The organism is Klebsiella sp. GB_Kp056, assembly GCF_040064755.1.
Classification (GTDB): domain Bacteria; phylum Pseudomonadota; class Gammaproteobacteria; order Enterobacterales; family Enterobacteriaceae; genus Klebsiella; species Klebsiella quasipneumoniae.
Map to the genome: position 1 here is coordinate 1 of NZ_JBEAJA010000044.1, position 16,357 is coordinate 16,357.

Annotated in this window: 14 protein-coding genes; all 14 read right to left on the reverse strand. The window is 34.3% G+C overall.

The genetic code is table 11. The features are described 5' to 3' along the window. On the reverse strand, positions 1-73 hold a 73-nt coding region (locus ABLV52_RS10420; protein ID WP_142245722.1), incomplete at its 3' end, for a sugar phosphate nucleotidyltransferase. Between the two features lie 242 nt (positions 74-315). Beyond that, positions 316-1,722 carry an NADP-dependent phosphogluconate dehydrogenase gene (gene gndA, locus ABLV52_RS10425; RefSeq protein ID WP_000043543.1) on the reverse strand — a complete coding sequence of 469 codons (1,407 nt, stop codon included), beginning with the start codon at positions 1,720-1,722 and terminating at the stop codon, positions 316-318. Positions 1,723-1,897: 175 nt separating this feature from the next. After that, positions 1,898-3,295, reverse strand: a complete 1,398-nt coding sequence (gene wcaJ, locus ABLV52_RS10430; RefSeq protein WP_064765262.1) for an undecaprenyl-phosphate glucose phosphotransferase — start codon at positions 3,293-3,295, stop codon at positions 1,898-1,900. A gap of 80 nt (positions 3,296-3,375) precedes the next feature. After that, the gene (locus tag ABLV52_RS10435) at positions 3,376-4,398 is read right to left on the reverse strand and encodes a glycosyltransferase (RefSeq protein ID WP_064765263.1); all 1,023 of its coding nucleotides are present in this window, start codon (positions 4,396-4,398) and stop codon (positions 3,376-3,378) included. 17 nt (positions 4,399-4,415) lie between these two features. Continuing rightward, entirely contained in the window at positions 4,416-5,516 is a 1,101-nt protein-coding gene (gene glf / locus ABLV52_RS10440; RefSeq protein WP_106504661.1) for a UDP-galactopyranose mutase, read from the reverse strand. Between the two features lie 14 nt (positions 5,517-5,530). After that, positions 5,531-6,334, reverse strand: coding sequence for a DUF4422 domain-containing protein (locus ABLV52_RS10445; protein WP_064765264.1), 804 nt, complete (start codon positions 6,332-6,334; stop codon positions 5,531-5,533). Next, positions 6,327-7,352: a glycosyltransferase gene (locus tag ABLV52_RS10450; protein ID WP_348890341.1), complete on the reverse strand. Its 1,026-nt coding sequence runs from the start codon at positions 7,350-7,352 to the stop codon at positions 6,327-6,329. The genes ABLV52_RS10445 and ABLV52_RS10450 overlap by 8 nt, the downstream gene beginning before the upstream one ends. Before the next feature lie 23 nt (positions 7,353-7,375). Then, positions 7,376-8,338 (reverse strand): glycosyltransferase family 2 protein, encoded by a 963-nt coding sequence (locus ABLV52_RS10455; protein WP_348890342.1) that lies wholly within the window; start codon positions 8,336-8,338, stop codon positions 7,376-7,378. Positions 8,339-8,369: 31 nt separating this feature from the next. Continuing rightward, complete coding sequence (locus ABLV52_RS10460; protein WP_106504659.1) at positions 8,370-9,587, reverse strand: hypothetical protein; 1,218 nt, start codon at positions 9,585-9,587, stop codon at positions 8,370-8,372. A 31-nt stretch (positions 9,588-9,618) separates the two neighbouring features. Continuing rightward, positions 9,619-10,596 (reverse strand): hypothetical protein, encoded by a 978-nt coding sequence (locus ABLV52_RS10465; protein ID WP_064762412.1) that lies wholly within the window; start codon positions 10,594-10,596, stop codon positions 9,619-9,621. Between the two features lie 21 nt (positions 10,597-10,617). Beyond that, entirely contained in the window at positions 10,618-11,496 is an 879-nt protein-coding gene (locus ABLV52_RS10470; RefSeq protein ID WP_348890343.1) for a polysaccharide pyruvyl transferase family protein, read from the reverse strand. Positions 11,497-11,503: 7 nt separating this feature from the next. Next, positions 11,504-13,024 carry a hypothetical protein gene (locus ABLV52_RS10475; RefSeq protein WP_106504657.1) on the reverse strand — a complete coding sequence of 507 codons (1,521 nt, stop codon included), beginning with the start codon at positions 13,022-13,024 and terminating at the stop codon, positions 11,504-11,506. A gap of 21 nt (positions 13,025-13,045) precedes the next feature. Continuing rightward, positions 13,046-14,074 (reverse strand): alginate lyase family protein, encoded by a 1,029-nt coding sequence (locus tag ABLV52_RS10480; RefSeq protein ID WP_072240814.1) that lies wholly within the window; start codon positions 14,072-14,074, stop codon positions 13,046-13,048. A gap of 107 nt (positions 14,075-14,181) precedes the next feature. Continuing rightward, on the reverse strand, positions 14,182-16,356 hold the full coding sequence (locus ABLV52_RS10485; protein WP_117132536.1) for a polysaccharide biosynthesis tyrosine autokinase: 2,175 nt from the start codon (positions 16,354-16,356) through the stop codon (positions 14,182-14,184). Position 16,357 lies beyond the last annotated feature (1 nt).

The following is a 16,357-nucleotide window of genomic DNA, read 5'->3' on the forward strand; positions in this document are numbered from 1 at the left end:
TCGGGTAAAGCTCGCGAGACATCGGCCAGAGACGACTGCCGGTACCACCAGCCATGATCACAGGAAGCAACATATTAATATCCTTTAATTAAAACCCTGTTATTAAACACCCAGATATATTCTGAGGCCAGAAGCAGCTTATTATAGGTGTACAAAAGTATAAATATGGCAAATTCTTAAAAGATAAGCATTTGGTTTATTAGAGCTGGATAAATAACGCAGGCGTGCAAATAAGATGACTTTGATCAGATTATTGTAGAATAAGTAACAATAGATAACAGTCAGGCCAAATGGCCTGACTGTGGCATATAAAGATTATTCCAACCACTCGGTATGGAATACACCTTCTTTATCAGTACGCTTATAGGTGTGCGCACCAAAGTAATCACGCTGAGCCTGAATCAGGTTAGCGGGCAGAACTGCGGAACGGTAGCTGTCGTAGTAGGCAATTGCAGCAGAGAAAGTCGGTACCGGAATACCATTCTGTACGGCATACGCCACTACATCACGCAGCGCCTGCTGATAGTCATCAGCGATCTGTTTGAAGTACGGCGCCAGCAGGAGGTTAGCAATGCCCGCGTTTTGCGCATAAGCATCGGTGATCTTCTGCAGGAACTGCGCACGAATGATGCAGCCAGCGCGGAAAATCTTAGCGATCTCGCCGTAGTTCAGATCCCAGTTGTATTCATCAGAAGCAGCTCGCAGCTGGGAGAAGCCCTGAGCATAGGAAACGATTTTACCGAGGTACAACGCGCGACGCACTTTTTCGATAAATTCCGCTTTATCGCCGGCCGGTTGAGCCTGCGGACCACTCAGCACTTTCGAAGCAGCTACACGCTGGTCTTTAAGCGAAGAGATGTAACGAGCAAATACGGACTCGGTGATCAGAGACAGAGGTTCGCCGAGATCCAGTGAGCTTTGACTGGTCCACTTACCGGTACCTTTGTTTGCAGCTTCATCAAGAATGACATCAACGAGGTACTTACCTTCTTCATCCTTCTTGGTGAAGATATCTTTGGTAATATCGATCAGGTAGCTGCTCAGTTCACCTTCGTTCCATTCGGTGAAGGTTTGTGCCAGCTCTTCATTGGAGAGCGCCAGACCGCCTTTCAACAGCGCATAGGCTTCGGCAATCAGCTGCATATCACCATACTCGATGCCGTTATGAACCATCTTCACATAATGACCAGCGCCATCAGCACCGATATAGGTGACACAAGGCTCACCGTCTTCAGCAACCGCCGCGATCTGTTTCAGAATCGGAGCAACAAGTTCATAGGCTTCTTTTTGGCCACCAGGCATGATGGAAGGCCCTTTCAGAGCCCCCTCTTCACCACCGGAAACACCGGTGCCGATAAAGTTAAAACCTTCGGCAGACAGTTCACGGTTACGACGGATGGTGTCCTGGAAGAAGGTGTTGCCGCCATCAATGATGATGTCGCCTTTGTCGAGGTAAGGCTTCAGGGAATCGATGGCGCTGTCGGTGCCAGCCCCGGCCTTCACCATCAACAGGATACGACGTGGTGTTTCGAGGGATTCAACAAACTCTTGTACTGTGTAGTAAGGAACCAGCTTCTTGCCTGGATTTTCGGCAATCACTTCTTCGGTCTTTTCACGGGAGCGGTTGAAAACGGAGACGGTATAACCACGGCTTTCGATGTTGAGCGCTAGGTTGCGCCCCATCACGGCCATACCGACAACCCCGATCTGTTGCTTGGACATTACATACTCCTGTCAGGTGTGGTCACTGCGACATATTCGCAGCTTAAATGCGATGATAATGTTAGCTTAAAGAGAGTCTGTATGATAGCGAAAACAAGTTAGAAACATGAATGTAACAAGCGAAATAACCATACATTAAATGGACGAATAGAAAAACAAAGTAAAGAGCATTATGCTAATAAGCCGACTTATTGACAAATCCTTTAAAGATTGTGAGAAATATTATTTTCAAGTCAAGCCAAACACTCCATCCTCTAATGTATAAAAGGTCATATTCAATCCTCTTCTCCATTTTCTCAAGTGTATCGGTTTCGCCGCGCCATCCATTTATTTGAGCTAGACCAGTAATTCCTGGTTTCACCTTGTGCCTTAACATATATCCTTGAATAAGAGATCTGTATTGTTCATTATGAGCGACAGCATGAGGACGCGGGCCAACCACTGACATTTGTCCAAATAACACGTTGAAAAATTGCGGTAGCTCATCAAGCGAAGTGCTACGTAGAAATTTACCAACTTTTGTCACCCTAACATCATCTTTTTTGGCTTGAATTACTTTATCATCATTCTCCATGACCTTCATTGTTCTGAATTTCCAAACCCGTATTGGTTTACCATCCATTCCATATCTGATTTGACGAAAAATAACTGGACCAGGGGAAGTAAATTTTACAATACATGCTATTAACAACAAAACAGGGGAAATCAAGGTTAGAATAATCAAAGAAACAATGATATCTTCCAGCCTCTTGAAGATCATATTAATACCGTTTAAGGGTGTGTCAAACAATGGAACGACAGGGACACCGTTAATCTCTTCAGTACGTGATTGTAATATATTAAAGGTAAATATATCGGGTATGAGAAGGACAGAACAAGTTGTATCAGTTAGTTGACTTACTACAGTCTTTATAATCGCCTCATCTTTCATATTTAGGGCAATATAGACACGATCAATTTTTCCCTCTTTAGCATCCGAAATCAACTTTGAGAAATCACCACAATAAGGTATGTCATCACTATTTCCCAGAACAGTATCATCATAAATACCTTTAACGACAAAACCTAACCAAGGCTCTTCAACAAACCCTTTCAACAAACCTATTCCAGCAGGAGTTGATCCAGCCACTGCAACAACTCGAGTGTTATATCCTAATTTCCGTAGGAGGCCGGCACTTAATCGAATACCAGTCCGGCATAATACAAAGCCAAAAGTAACTAATAAATACCATTCAAGAAATATTTTGAAAGGATAAGTGAAATCAGGTATAAAAGAAAACAAACCCACAGTAAAAAGTAAGCTTAAAGACCAATTCTTTATTATAAGTATCAATTCCGCTGATATTTTAACCCCACGCCAAGATCTGTAAAAATCTGTAATCCCACCGATCATTTGAAAAACAACCAATACAGCCAAAGCTAGCAAGCTATATTTATAATCGAATAATAAATCATTATAGATACAAACGACATATAAGCTTACAAATAAAATTGTAATATCCGAAAATCGCTGCACCATAGATATTAGAGAGGCATTAGCATTTGCTCTAGCCCTGTGAGAAAAAGTAAGCATAATATATTCACTCTTATAGAATATGAATTACCGCTTTATTAAAACATAAAGATAGAAAATTAAGATAAAATAGGATGGAATCATTGTTTAATTTTGTAAATTAATTTCAAGGCGCCATACAATCTTAATTTTAACAATATAACAAATACTTTCTCTGATGCAGTTAAGTAAGAGAAATCCACTCTTTTGAGCGCACCAGCATATGGTTGTCTAGACATCAAATTACTCAGCGTATCGGTTTCTCTTTGTTTTGTAAAATCAGCATGACAAAAATAATACAATAAATAAGAATTTATACTGGTTAAAGTTTTAGCATCTAAAGCTTTTTTATATCGTTCATTTCCACTCATGCATTTCTCTATAAAGCATTCGACTTCTTCAAAATATCTTTCAAAATGATTTATTATTTTTTTATTGTATTTAAAGCTAGCAGAATTATTTTCCATCCTATAATTGTATTTATTATCCCCAGTGTAAACAATGTGATTTGCATAATAGTAAGCATAGAGACAAAAAATATTATCTTGCATCCTAACCATACCAGGTACGAATTTCAGTTTATATTTATTTATAAAGTCATGTTTAAATAACTTCCCCCAAGGAACACCAGGACCTATTAACTGTGGGTAATAGCCAGCAATAACTTTGCTTACGAGCTGCCCGAGTAGTAAATTTTTATTTTCAATATGTCCTATTGAATTATCAGGAAGGAATTTATTTTCTCGCTTTTCCCCATTAGAAAAAACATTACAATCACATATAACAATCTCAGTGTTTGATGAAATATTATTATACAATGATGATAAATAATCAGGTTCAAGCCAATCATCAGGGTCGACAAAAGCAATCCATTCACCACGAGCAATAGCAAGCCCGCTATTACGGGCTACAGAAACACCACTATTAGGTTGATCGATAACAATAATTCTATTATCGGTATGTGAAAACTTTGTGCATACCTCCAGACAATTATTGGTCGAACCATCATTAACCAATATAATTTCTATATCATCTAAAGTCTGGCGGCAAACCGATTGGATACAATTTTCAAGATATTCTTCTTTTATATTGTATATCGGTAAAATAACACTGATGATCGGCATATTCAACTCCCTATTGCCTATTTAATATTTTTATTTGCACAACTTAATGCTTCAGCAATTACATTATGCATATCGAAATATTTATACATTCCTAAGCGCCCGCCAAAAATAACTTTATCTTCTTGCTGTGATAACAACACATATTTCTGATATAAGTCATTATTCTTATTATCGTTGATTGGATAATAAGGTTCATCACCTTTACACCAATCAGATGGATATTCATAGGTAATAATTGTATTTTCTTGCTCACCAAACTCAAAATGCTTATGCTCAATAATCCTCGTGTATGGTATTTTATATTCTGTATAATTTACTACAGCATTTCCTTGGAAATTATCAATGTCTAGTTCTTTGGTTTCAAATTTAAGACTTCTATATTCCAGTGTTCCATAGCAATAATCATAATACTGATCAATCATTCCGGTGAATATAATCTTATCAGCTATTGATAAATAATATTCTTTTCTTTCAAAAAAATCGGTATCCAGGAGAACTTCAATACCATCTAGCATTTTATCAACAATCTGAGTATACCCGCCGACAGGTATCCCTTGGTATTTATCGCGAAAGTAATTATTATCATACGTAAAACGAACAGGTAATCTTTTTATAATAAATGCGGGAATCTCCGTGGCTTGTCTTCCCCATTGTTTTTCAGTATATCCCTTTATGAGCTTCTCATAAATATCCCGACCAACAAGTGAAATAGCCTGTTCTTCTAAATTTTGAGGGTTGGTAATATTTTCATTAATTACCTGTTCTGCAATTTTTTCTTTCGCTTGTTCTGGTGTAACCACTCCCCATAATTTATTGAAAGTGTTCATGTTGAATGGAAGATTATAAATTTCATTTTCGAACTTTGCTATAGGGGAATTAGTATATCTATTAAATTCAGCGAACTGTTGAACATAGTCCCAAATGAACTTATCATTTGTATGAAAGATATGTGCACCATATTTATGGACATTGATACCATTTACTTCTTCAGTGTAAATATTACCAGCAATATGGGAGCGTTTATCAATGACAAGACATTTTTTCCCTTTCTTTTTTGCTTCATATGCGAACGTAGCACCAAAAAGTCCTGCACCAACGATTATGTAGTCATATTTCATGTCTTACTCCTCATTTAAAAACTGCCTTCGTATTTTTTATTAGAGAATTTTGCTCTTAAAAAAGACATTCCCTTTTTCAACCAATTTATTTTATCCATATGGATATGGTTGAGTTCTTTGATTTTCAAACTAGGATTTTTAAGCTTATAATTATCCAGCCAAACATTAAAAAGTATTTCGCTTACTCTACCATAAAACCGTCTGTGAAAGGTGGTTAGCGAAGTTGAATCTATCAATGCTTCCAATTCAAGCAAAATAGGGAAAAGCCACCTACAATACTCATCCACCAAATCTTTTCGCATGATAAACATATTAAACATGTAACCAGACGTTTTATTTACAATTTTATCATATGAATCAATATAATCAGGATAATTTGACTTTATAATATTCCTTGTATAATCCAAGTGTTCTTTATAATGTGTGTGCTTATAATGGGAATAAAGAGTCTCAATGTAATACTTCCTCTTCTTAGGAACTAAAACATCATAGCGAGGTATTAAACTTAATAATTCAAGTTCGGTTAGAATGTTTTCGAATTTATTTTTTGAATTCTTTTTTGAATTCGAAAAATGTCGCCTGTAATGTACGAGTCCAATGTAATCTTCAGATAAATTTTTCCAAGCCCAATATAACCCAGTGAGTTCACAATATGATGCATTTTTGAAGGAAATATTATCTCCGGTATCATCACCATTAATTCCTAAATCTTTTTTATCTACCTTGCCAACATGCAGTGGTAGGTAAATTTTATCATTCGGGAAATGATATTGCTTATGCGTTGCAATTATTATCTTTGCACTTACATTGTTACCCATGTTTTAATTTCTCTTCGATTGATGAATTGATCAGGCCAGAAATATTACTCGCAAAGTCATCCCAAGAATGCTTATGAACAAAAATTTGAACTGCTTTTTTATTAATCTCAGAAAATCGCTTTTTGATATCTGGAAGCTCATCTAAATTATCATAAACGAAGCAAATCCCATCATTTGCAAGATCCTTGAACGCCCCTTTAGAAGGACCAATAATGTTAGCCCCTAACGAAAGACTATCCATCAGTGCGCCTGAACTTGAAACAGAAGATGATGTATATGGAAATAATACAAATTGTGATGCACTAATTTGTTCAGCTAACTCGTGGAACTCAATTTTACGGTTTTCGAAAATTGTATTTTTGGATGTATATTTCTTTATTTCCTCTTCATATATTTTATTCTTACACAAACCGACAATTTTGATACGCCAACCTTCAGTAATTGTTTTATTGTGATTACAAAATTGTAAAAATTCCAAAACTCCTTTATAAGGTTCTATAGAGCCCCATATAAGAAAATCGAATTTATTAGATGTATGAACCGATTTTTTGTTTTCTAACATAATTGGTTCTATCGGATGATGTAAAAAGTAGATCTTAGCTTTAGTAAATTGAGAAATATAATCCTGTGCTTCAGATGAATGCACCAAAATCAAGTCTGAATACTTACACATCAGATTGTTTATTTTATTCGTGAGAACATTTTCTCCTTTATGAGGGTGAATGTTATGAAGTACCCACACAATGCATACATGACGCAAAACTAATATCTTCAGTATTATCTTAAATAAAACATACTGTAAGTAAGCTAACTTTTTAAAAGCTATATTATCCACCCAGTTTAAAATAACTACATCACTTGAAAAAGAAGCAAAAAATAAATCCAATAATCCAACAACATTTGCAGGTTTAGAATTCACTGTATAATATTTACTAAGACTATTTATAAAATTTTTTGAGTAAGGGTTATTAACACCCTTTGTTTTACGAAATAGCGGGGGGTAAAAATAAGCCTTCATTGTAAATTCTCAATAAGTTAAATTTAGAAATATTCGCTTGCTTTTATTTTTTTATAAGCCAAAATACATAAATAGATATACTCCTGCAAACTCACATTATATTTTTTCCTTTCCTTAGACCAATGTATTGCGTCTTTTATAAAACTACCTTTTCTTATTCCGCTGTAAGAAATTGTCTCAATAATCTTCTTCTTCTTGAATTTATTTAGCTTGGACTTAATTTCTTCAAATAACACTGTATCTGTAGTGGTTCTTGGTTTGTAATTTTCAAGAAACGACTGGTACCATGCGTATTCGTTTAGTACAGCTTTCAGTTTTAACTGAACAGAGCCTGATGATGTTATATTAATAGCACTTCTTCGATAATGTAATAAGGGACTGTTCGTGTGAACAATTCCTTTCTCAGTCATTGCAATATAACTTGTTATATCATCCGATGCCCAAGCCAGTTTGTTTTTATAAAAACCATTATTATTATCTAAAAATTGTTTTTTATAAACAAAATCTGATATAAATTGATTTCTGAATCCATGTAGACGATGCCACATATTCTCAATAACGCTTTCATTACTAGGTAATTTTTGAGTCAATGTTGTAGGAATTGACTTCTCATTAATAATCAAACTTCGGCAATGGTAGACATTCATATCTGGATGCGAAGAGATTATATCATTGAATTCAGATAGGTAATCTTGATCTAGTTTATCATCGTCACCCATAAGTATAAAATATTCACCATTTGCATACGAAAGACATTTATTCCAATTATCAATTACATTTTCAGCACCACAATTTTTTTCATTTTTATAATATCGAATACGTGTATCATTATAATTAGATATTATTGAATCCAAATTTTCTGGAGATGCATCGTTAACAATAATAAGCTCAAAGTCCTTAAAGGTTTGACTAAGGATACTATCAATGCATTCTTTTAAGAAAGAGGCTTTATAGGCAGGAATACCTATAGTAAATTTTGGATTCATTTAGTAATAACTCCTATAATAACTTAAATGGCTAATTAATTTGTTTTTCGATAAATTTCTTCTGAAGATTACATCTTTCTAAGACATATAAACAAATGCAAAGTGGAAGTACGTCTTGGAAAACCCATGACGCAGTAACATTTGCTAATGCTAGATAAATTACGAAAAGCTTCGCATACATGTATTCTTTATCCACATTTTGAAATGCTGCTCTAGTGAATATAATAAGATATAAAAGAATCCCAGAAATACCAAAACGTACGAAGATCTCAGCGTAACCAACATCACTCATGAAATAAGCAAATTGCTCGCGAATGTTAATTTCTTTCAAACCATAAGAGGAGGTGAAATGAGGAACGCCATTACCAAAAATATCCGTGATAATATTTTTAGAGTAATGAGTAAGAAAATATTCATACTCAAGTAGACGGATATTTTTATCCCCGGTGCTTTGCGAAGACGCTTGCTCTGTTGATAAATTCACCATCTTCCCTATGATTGAATCTTCATTTACCTTAATAAAACTATCACTGAATAAAAGGAATATTGCCCCTAAACACAATACAAATAACGCGATTTTACTTCTTCTAAGAATATAAATCGAGGATACTAAGAAAGAAAAAATTATAATTTGTCGTGTGACTTGGAATATGATAAATACAAAAAGCACTCCAAATAAAAGCGCCCATTTATTTTTTTTTGTTTCAATATATTTACTTACTGCAACAAAAAAACCCAAAATCAAAAATCCACGTCCTGGCAAAGCTAACCTAAATATCCCTCTGCTGTTGTCCATTGTAGTTTCAGCGTCAATAGCATATATAATTTGAGGTGCCTTATGCATTCCATAAAGCCAAAGGAGTATGAAGATAATACAGTAGAACCAGATGAGTCTCTCTATAGTAGCAATATCAGGTTTTTCCTTCATTAGTAAGAAGAAAAAAACAACACCAAAATAGGTTGCGCTTGATCTATAGCTCAAAATAATATCTTGTCCCCAAAATAAAAGTGCGCATGCTATAGATATCCACATTGTTATAAACAAAAATCTTAGTGGGACCTCGTATTTTGAATTCTTTTTTATCCGGAATAAATTAGGAAAAACATAAATTATCACAAAAGTTAATATTATAAAATACAATAACTTAGCGACTTGTTTATCTATCCAAATTATATTAAAAAGTTGATAAAGACAAACAGGAAAAGCAAATATTAGTATTAGCCCTAGTGTTCTTTTATTCAGAGTCATTCTTTTCTGCCAGATAATAGTGTTTATGATGTTACCAATAGCATCCTTTTTCTATTGAATCAAAACCTTTGATTTTTGATTGTTGCTGTGGTCTCACCCACGCATCATTATAGTATTTGGATATATAGGGTAAATCATCCCATCTTTTCCCCTTTATTCCGAACAATATTTGAGTCCAACCAGCTAAGTGAATTGCCTGCTTTCCCATTCCTTTAATAAAGGCCGCGAGGGGCATACCATAAGCACCGCATCCTATTAAAGCGATATCAAATTCTATCGTTCGAATATCAGTTTGCATTTTATCTAGCGCTTCCATCCATGACAAATATTCAGTTTGTTGCCCTAACATAGAGACAACAGGCTTATATGTGATAAGATCAAAGTCAGGTAAAACCTCTTTATCTTTCCATAATAACTCTTTTTTTCCGTATTGACTTTTAATCTCCGCATCAAAGGGATGAATAACTAATACTTTCTTCCCCTTAAGAGCTGCTGTCCACGGCTTATCATATAAAAAAGGTGCGTAGTATCCGTCTAAATTTACTCTCACTATATTTTTAGAATAAAAATCGGAGAAAAAATTTTCTTTTTCAATGTAACTTCCTAATACATCAATGTTTTTTATAGCATCTAAATTTATCTGATAAAATTCAGATAGTTTTTCGTTATCGTTAGGAAAAAAACCAGCATTATTGCAAAGCGCATCAAGTTTTATTGGCCACCACAAATTTGGTATTTTCCCTTTAATGAATAAAAGTTTATCTGATAAATTATATTTTTTTTTGTGTTGCAATTGATGTGAAACTAAAGCATTCAATTCAATAGTGCCAAATTTAGATACCATCAGAGGTTTGTTGCTTCGAATTAATTCATAAATAAATTCATTAGCTTCGCCATCTCGTTTCGTTACGTAATTTTCAAAAACTTGAGTAACTGGAGAAAGTCCATTAGCTTTGAAGTATATTTTACGCATAACAAGCAAGATTAAACGTTCAAGATTACTATACATGTTCACGCTCATTTATAAAAATTACTGATAATAGGGTAAGACATCAAAAGGGGCTACTTCAAGTAATCTCTTCTGCATATATTTAAGATCAATGGTTGGAAGATGTATATCTTTATGTAATTCAAAAAAATCAACATGATTTTCAACAATTTCATCAAAATTAGTGAACCCGTTATATAATTTAATACCTACCGAATCAAAATAATCCTTGAATTTGAAACCATCTGTATCTATATCGTTATGTTTAATCCAAATAGTTGGAATTCCATATGCGTGACCAACAATAACTCCATGTAAAGAAGTAGAAATTATTTGTTCGCAAGACAACATTTGATTCAATACATCTTCAATATTGGACGTTTTAAGATCTATCACATGTACTTTTTTATTTGAGCCGTACATCTGCTTAAAAAAGGCGTAATCTTTAAGATGAGGAATGATGCCAAGCGCATACTTTTTAGTTATTTTTTTTTGTGGGTATACTATAGGTAATAGTAATGCTGGGTCACCCCAAACATCGCAATATTCGAAGCCTTCTGAATGTAGTTTTTCCGCCGAATATCTCCCTCTTACAGCATATAGAATACCGCCTTTTGCTCGCTCATGTTGATTCATATAACCTGTACCCCAAATATGGAATCTTGGACGTGAACGATTTAGCAAAGAACCTATGCCTAATACCACATTTTCATTCTCATCAAATGCTCTTAATCGGTTAAAATCATATGCTTTAAATTTGAGAATGGACTTTATAAACAGTTTAAATTCCTTTTTATAATTAGGCTTTTCAAAGTTCCTATATACGACCTTTTTACCTGTTAATTTTTCTAATAAATATGGATTAAGTGCATCGCCGAAATTATCAATATAGCACCAATGTACTTTAATACTTTCCTTCATAAAACCCTCATGCTATTTTTTTGTTAAGTAAATTTAAAATGTATTTTTTTTCTTCAGCATTCAAACCAAAGAAATAAATCGTAACAATGGTTGATATAACACATGACGAGCATGTGATTAAAAATATAATAACTTCTTTCAACCCAACGCTGTTACAATAAAAACGAATAATTAACGGAGTGATACTACTTAATATCGAAATTATTATACTATTGAATAAAACTTTATTTAAATAAGAGGTAATTTTAACACCTAACAATACCTGAAACATAATAAGTCTTATTAAGACACATATAACCGAAAGAAAGCTGGTTACCACAACTGTAATTTCTGGTGATAACCCTAGCTTTAACAATACAAATGAAATAGGCACAGCTAACAGTAAGACCACCCCAACTGAAATTTGATACGCTTTTATTCTTCCTGTAGCCTGAATTGCTGATGTCACTGTACCTGATATTGTTTCAATAAGTATATTAATAATCACTAATTGCGTAAACACAACAGCATGCGGTGGTACTTTTATTAACCAAAGTTTGAGCAGTGTCTCAGTTTGTAACAAGACAGGCAAAGCAATAAAGAACATAAAATAATAAGTAATTCTTGAGCTTAAAAAAACCAACTTCTCTAGTTCGCTTTTTTTGTTAGCAGCATGATATTTTATTATTTGTGGTGCTGATGCCATTTGTATGTTGCCTACAAAAGCAGTAACTTGAGTTTTAATTTGAAAGGCGATTCCACGAGCAGCATTCACCACAGGACCAAAAAATATATTTAGCAAAATATTTATACCTTGGTCCAAACCAATATTTGCCAAGGTTGTAAAGGAATTCCATCCTGCATAAGAAGATAGTTCAGTATATATTTTCTTATCTTTTACTATTATGAATTTGGATTCGTTAAAGTTTCTTCTACAATATAAATAATAGACAATAGTAATAATGAACACTACAAGTAACATTATTACAGAATATAATTTCAGCTTATCCCACTCTAAAAAGGAGAGTAAGAAAACTCCACCAAGCTTTAAAAAAGCTTCAATTATACTTGTTGTGGCGAAAAAACTCATTTTCTCATGAGCAATAATTAGTGAATTATATGGTATTCTAATTATCGTGAATATAAAAGATATTATTGATGCATGATAGACAAATAACGCGGCATCAATCCTTTCAACCGGGATGTTCATTTTATTACGGATGAACCACAACCCTACCGTCTCTGCTAATACACTTATTAATATACAAAAGAAAACATATATTGTTAATGTTACAGAAAAAAGCTGTTTTAACCTATCAGAATTATTGCGTCCAATCTCATAAGAAAAAAAACGTTGAGAAGCGCCCGCCATAGTATTACTGATAAAAGCGAACATCAAAACAATGCCACCAACAACATTATAAATACCAAAATCGCTTACACCAAGGGTATTAAGCACAACTCTCGATGTATATAAACTCACAAAAAGCATAACTAACATTCTGACATACAGCATGCCAGCGTTACGCATAACTTTATTATTACTCATAAACAACCTTAGAAATAGATATTATAAAGTTTTACATGAGACCGCTAATGGTTCAGGCATTGCTTTTAACTTTTTTGCTAATGGAAGATAATTTTCATCTAAGGCTGAAGCCACCCAAAATAATGATGCAGCCCGAACAGGATTAAAGGCTCCCTTGAAATCTTTCATTCCAATAGATCGTCTAACTTTATCAAATTCAGACTTGGTATTATTGAATTCATTATGTGTTTTTAGTCCATTCATGTATGGAACTAACCAATCAATCCCTTTTTTTAGCGATGAACCACTAGGGCTTACATACCCAAACCAATCATACCCATTATTTTTTGCCACTATGGCAGCCTGGGAAAGCGGAAGGAGATCAAAAACAGCATAACTTATTGCATCTCTCTCTGAAAAATCATACACCTCACCACTAGGCTTTATATTTTTTAAAATTTGCTCTTGGAAAATTTCTGTTGCCTTAGAAAATAACTCTTTATCATTAGTTGCACTGGCAAGCATAGTTATTATTTTTATCCGATGGCTTTGCCAGTTGTCCGGGGTTAACCCCTTTACTGAATTTCCCTTTCGAATTATATAATTGATATAATCATTAGCCCATTCTTTAAAAAAAGATGTTACCATTTTGTTTTCGTTTTCATTCAACTTCGGTTTAATAATCGTATATGTGTCAATTAACGCATCAAATGGGGTCTCATCAATAGGGTTTAATGATGGTTTATACTTTTCTAGCCAAGCTAAAAGATATTTTTTAGAAAATAGCAAATACTTTTCATCGTTACTCTCACTCCATAACAATGCCGCATTACGCATCATTTTAAATTGATTATAAGCATCAAACGCCTTAATAACATTAGGTTGCCCTGGCAAGGAGTGTTCAATATGAACTATGGCCATTGCATTCGGTTTGTTATTAATATTTATTACTTGTGATATATTACCTAGATATGTTCTTGCTTGTTCTGGTATGACAAAACATTTTTGAGCAGCACTTGTACTGTTTATATGACAGGTTAGAGCTAACAATACCGGGGCTACCATTTTCATACTTTTAAAAATCATCGATCTGTTTTCACCCCATATGAAATTAACTGATATGATACAACAAAGAAGCTGGTATACCCGATATATCAGCTTCTTTTATTTCTCAATCGTTACTTTTTATCATCTTTATTATAAGAATAGCCGTAATAACTATAGCCGTAGCTATAATAACTGCTGGCTTTCTTCACAACACCATTCATAATGCAACCTTTTACTTTTACTCCACTTTGCTCAAATCGCTTAACGCTTACTTCTATTTCTTTTGGTGTATTCATTTCAAATCGTGCAACTAATAGAGTAGTGCCAGAGTAATTACCAATTATTGCTGCATCGGTAACGGCAAGTATTGGTGGCGTATCGATAATGACTAGATCATATTCATTATTAGCCCATTCCAATAATTTTCCAAATCTCTCATGCATGAGCAGCTCGGCTGGATTCGGTGGGATATTTCCCCTTGAGATAAAATCAAATCCGGCAACTGGAAGTTTTTTTATAGCTTTTGTAATCTCAGTTTTTCCCGCAAGTAAATCAGAAAGTCCATTGTCATTTGATACTTCAAAAAGCTTGTGCGTATATCCTTTACGTAAATCGGCATCAATAAACAATACTCTCTTATTGCTTTGTGCGATTATCGCTGAAAGATTGGTGCTGACAAACGTTTTCCCCGCATTTGGGCTTGCACCTGAAATCATCAATATATTATTTCTTGCTTCCATCATTGCGAAATGTAAACTAGTCCGCAAACCACGGATCGCTTCTATTGCAAGATCTGCCGGGTTTTCGATCGCTAGTAAACCATCGCGATATTCATTAACGCCTTTACTTTTATTTCTTTTAAAACTTTGATTCGATTTTTTAGAAAAAGTTTCCGATACTGGAATGCTCGCGTAAACGTTCACACCTAAGTCCTCAAGTTGTTCAGGCGATTCAATCCCTCTCCTTAAGAAAACTTGAAGAATGACTATTGCTACTGAAACCCCTCCACCAAGAATTATACCTAACAATACAATGATAATTTTTTTAGGCTTTATTGGTTTCGGTTCAGTAACAGCATTATCAATGATTCTAACGTTACCTATTGCACTAGATTTTGCGATATTTAACTCTTGCTGACGGTTTAGCAATTGCATGTAGACTGCACGACCAGACTCAACATCTCTACTTAAACGTAGAATTTCCTGCTGAGTTTCCGGCATCGCGGTTACTCGTTTATTTAATTTTGCCTTTTCATCTTGTAAAGTTTTTCTTTTTTCCATCAATGCCTTATAGGTAGGATGCTCCTTTGTATATAGCTGAGAAATTTCTGATTCTCGAAATGTTAACTCGTTCAGTTGGTTATCAACATTTACGATCTGGTCTAAAACAGATTTAGCTTCTAGCGAGAGATCTACTGAATCATTTTGCCTTCTAAACAAATTTAATTTATCTTCGGCTGCATCTAACTCACTTCGAACTTGAGGAAGCTGTCGATTTAAAAAATCTAAACTTTTTTCATCTTGTGCAGCTTGGCGTGATATATTTTGTGCAAGATAGTTATTTGTTATACTGTCAATGATTTTTTCTATCAGCTTTGGATTATCTCCTGTTAGAGAAAGAGTAAGGATTCCCGTATCTTTTCCTTGATCAGCAACAGTTAATATATCTTGCAAATCAGAAATAGCTTTCAGTTTAGAAACATATGATACCGAAAAAATTGTTCCTTTAGGTGCGGTTATGCTATCAACTTTTATCGAAATATCTTTCGCATCGACGAGTTCGCCAACTACACCATCAATTGAAAACGAATCTGATTTGAGTGAATAGTGCATATCATCTTTGACGATAAGTTTTATTTCAGGATTATCATCATCAGTTACCGGTAAATATAACCTAGAAATATTAACCTCTGAAGGTTTTTCTCCAGTTAGCCGGGCCCAACCTCTACCAAATATAGGGAAATAATCCTGTTTAACTCTTGTTTGTAAATTTAAATCATCTACTGTTTTCCCTAATATCATTCTTGACTGTAAAAGAGCAATCTCTGGTGCAGATTGTGGCTGGCTGTCAGGTAACATCTGACTTAAATTACTTAATATTGCATTCGCTTGTTTCTGTTCAACTTGGACTAAAGCATCTGCCTGATATATTGGGGTGGCAAATAAAGCATATACTAATGCTAACAAAGTAAATAGTGCTGTTACGGAAATAATTAGTTTTCGATGATCAATGAGTTCGCCAACTAATCGCCCTAAATCAATTTCATCAGAGTCTTTTTTCATACTTTTATTAATCACAGATGACATG

Excerpts from the sequence above, each read along its gene's own strand:
- glf (WP_106504661.1), bottom strand. The coding sequence starts at position 5,516 with ATGAAATATGACTACATAATCGTTGGTGCAGGACTTTTTGGTGCTACG.
- wcaJ (WP_064765262.1), bottom strand. The coding sequence starts at position 3,295 with ATGCTTACTTTTTCTCACAGGGCTAGAGCAAATGCTAATGCCTCTCTA.
- ABLV52_RS10470 (WP_348890343.1), bottom strand. The coding sequence starts at position 11,496 with ATGAAGGAAAGTATTAAAGTACATTGGTGCTATATTGATAATTTCGGC.
- gndA (WP_000043543.1), bottom strand. The coding sequence starts at position 1,722 with ATGTCCAAGCAACAGATCGGGGTTGTCGGTATGGCCGTGATGGGGCGC.
- ABLV52_RS10455 (WP_348890342.1), bottom strand. The coding sequence starts at position 8,338 with ATGAATCCAAAATTTACTATAGGTATTCCTGCCTATAAAGCCTCTTTC.
- ABLV52_RS10460 (WP_106504659.1), bottom strand. The coding sequence starts at position 9,587 with ATGACTCTGAATAAAAGAACACTAGGGCTAATACTAATATTTGCTTTT.
- ABLV52_RS10465 (WP_064762412.1), bottom strand. The coding sequence starts at position 10,596 with ATGTATAGTAATCTTGAACGTTTAATCTTGCTTGTTATGCGTAAAATA.
- ABLV52_RS10475 (WP_106504657.1), bottom strand. The coding sequence starts at position 13,024 with ATGAGTAATAATAAAGTTATGCGTAACGCTGGCATGCTGTATGTCAGA.
- ABLV52_RS10480 (WP_072240814.1), bottom strand. The coding sequence starts at position 14,074 with ATGAAAATGGTAGCCCCGGTATTGTTAGCTCTAACCTGTCATATAAAC.
- ABLV52_RS10445 (WP_064765264.1), bottom strand. The coding sequence starts at position 6,334 with ATGGGTAACAATGTAAGTGCAAAGATAATAATTGCAACGCATAAGCAA.
- ABLV52_RS10435 (WP_064765263.1), bottom strand. The coding sequence starts at position 4,398 with ATGCCGATCATCAGTGTTATTTTACCGATATACAATATAAAAGAAGAA.
- ABLV52_RS10485 (WP_117132536.1), bottom strand. The coding sequence starts at position 16,356 with ATGTCATCTGTGATTAATAAAAGTATGAAAAAAGACTCTGATGAAATT.
- ABLV52_RS10450 (WP_348890341.1), bottom strand. The coding sequence starts at position 7,352 with ATGAAGGCTTATTTTTACCCCCCGCTATTTCGTAAAACAAAGGGTGTT.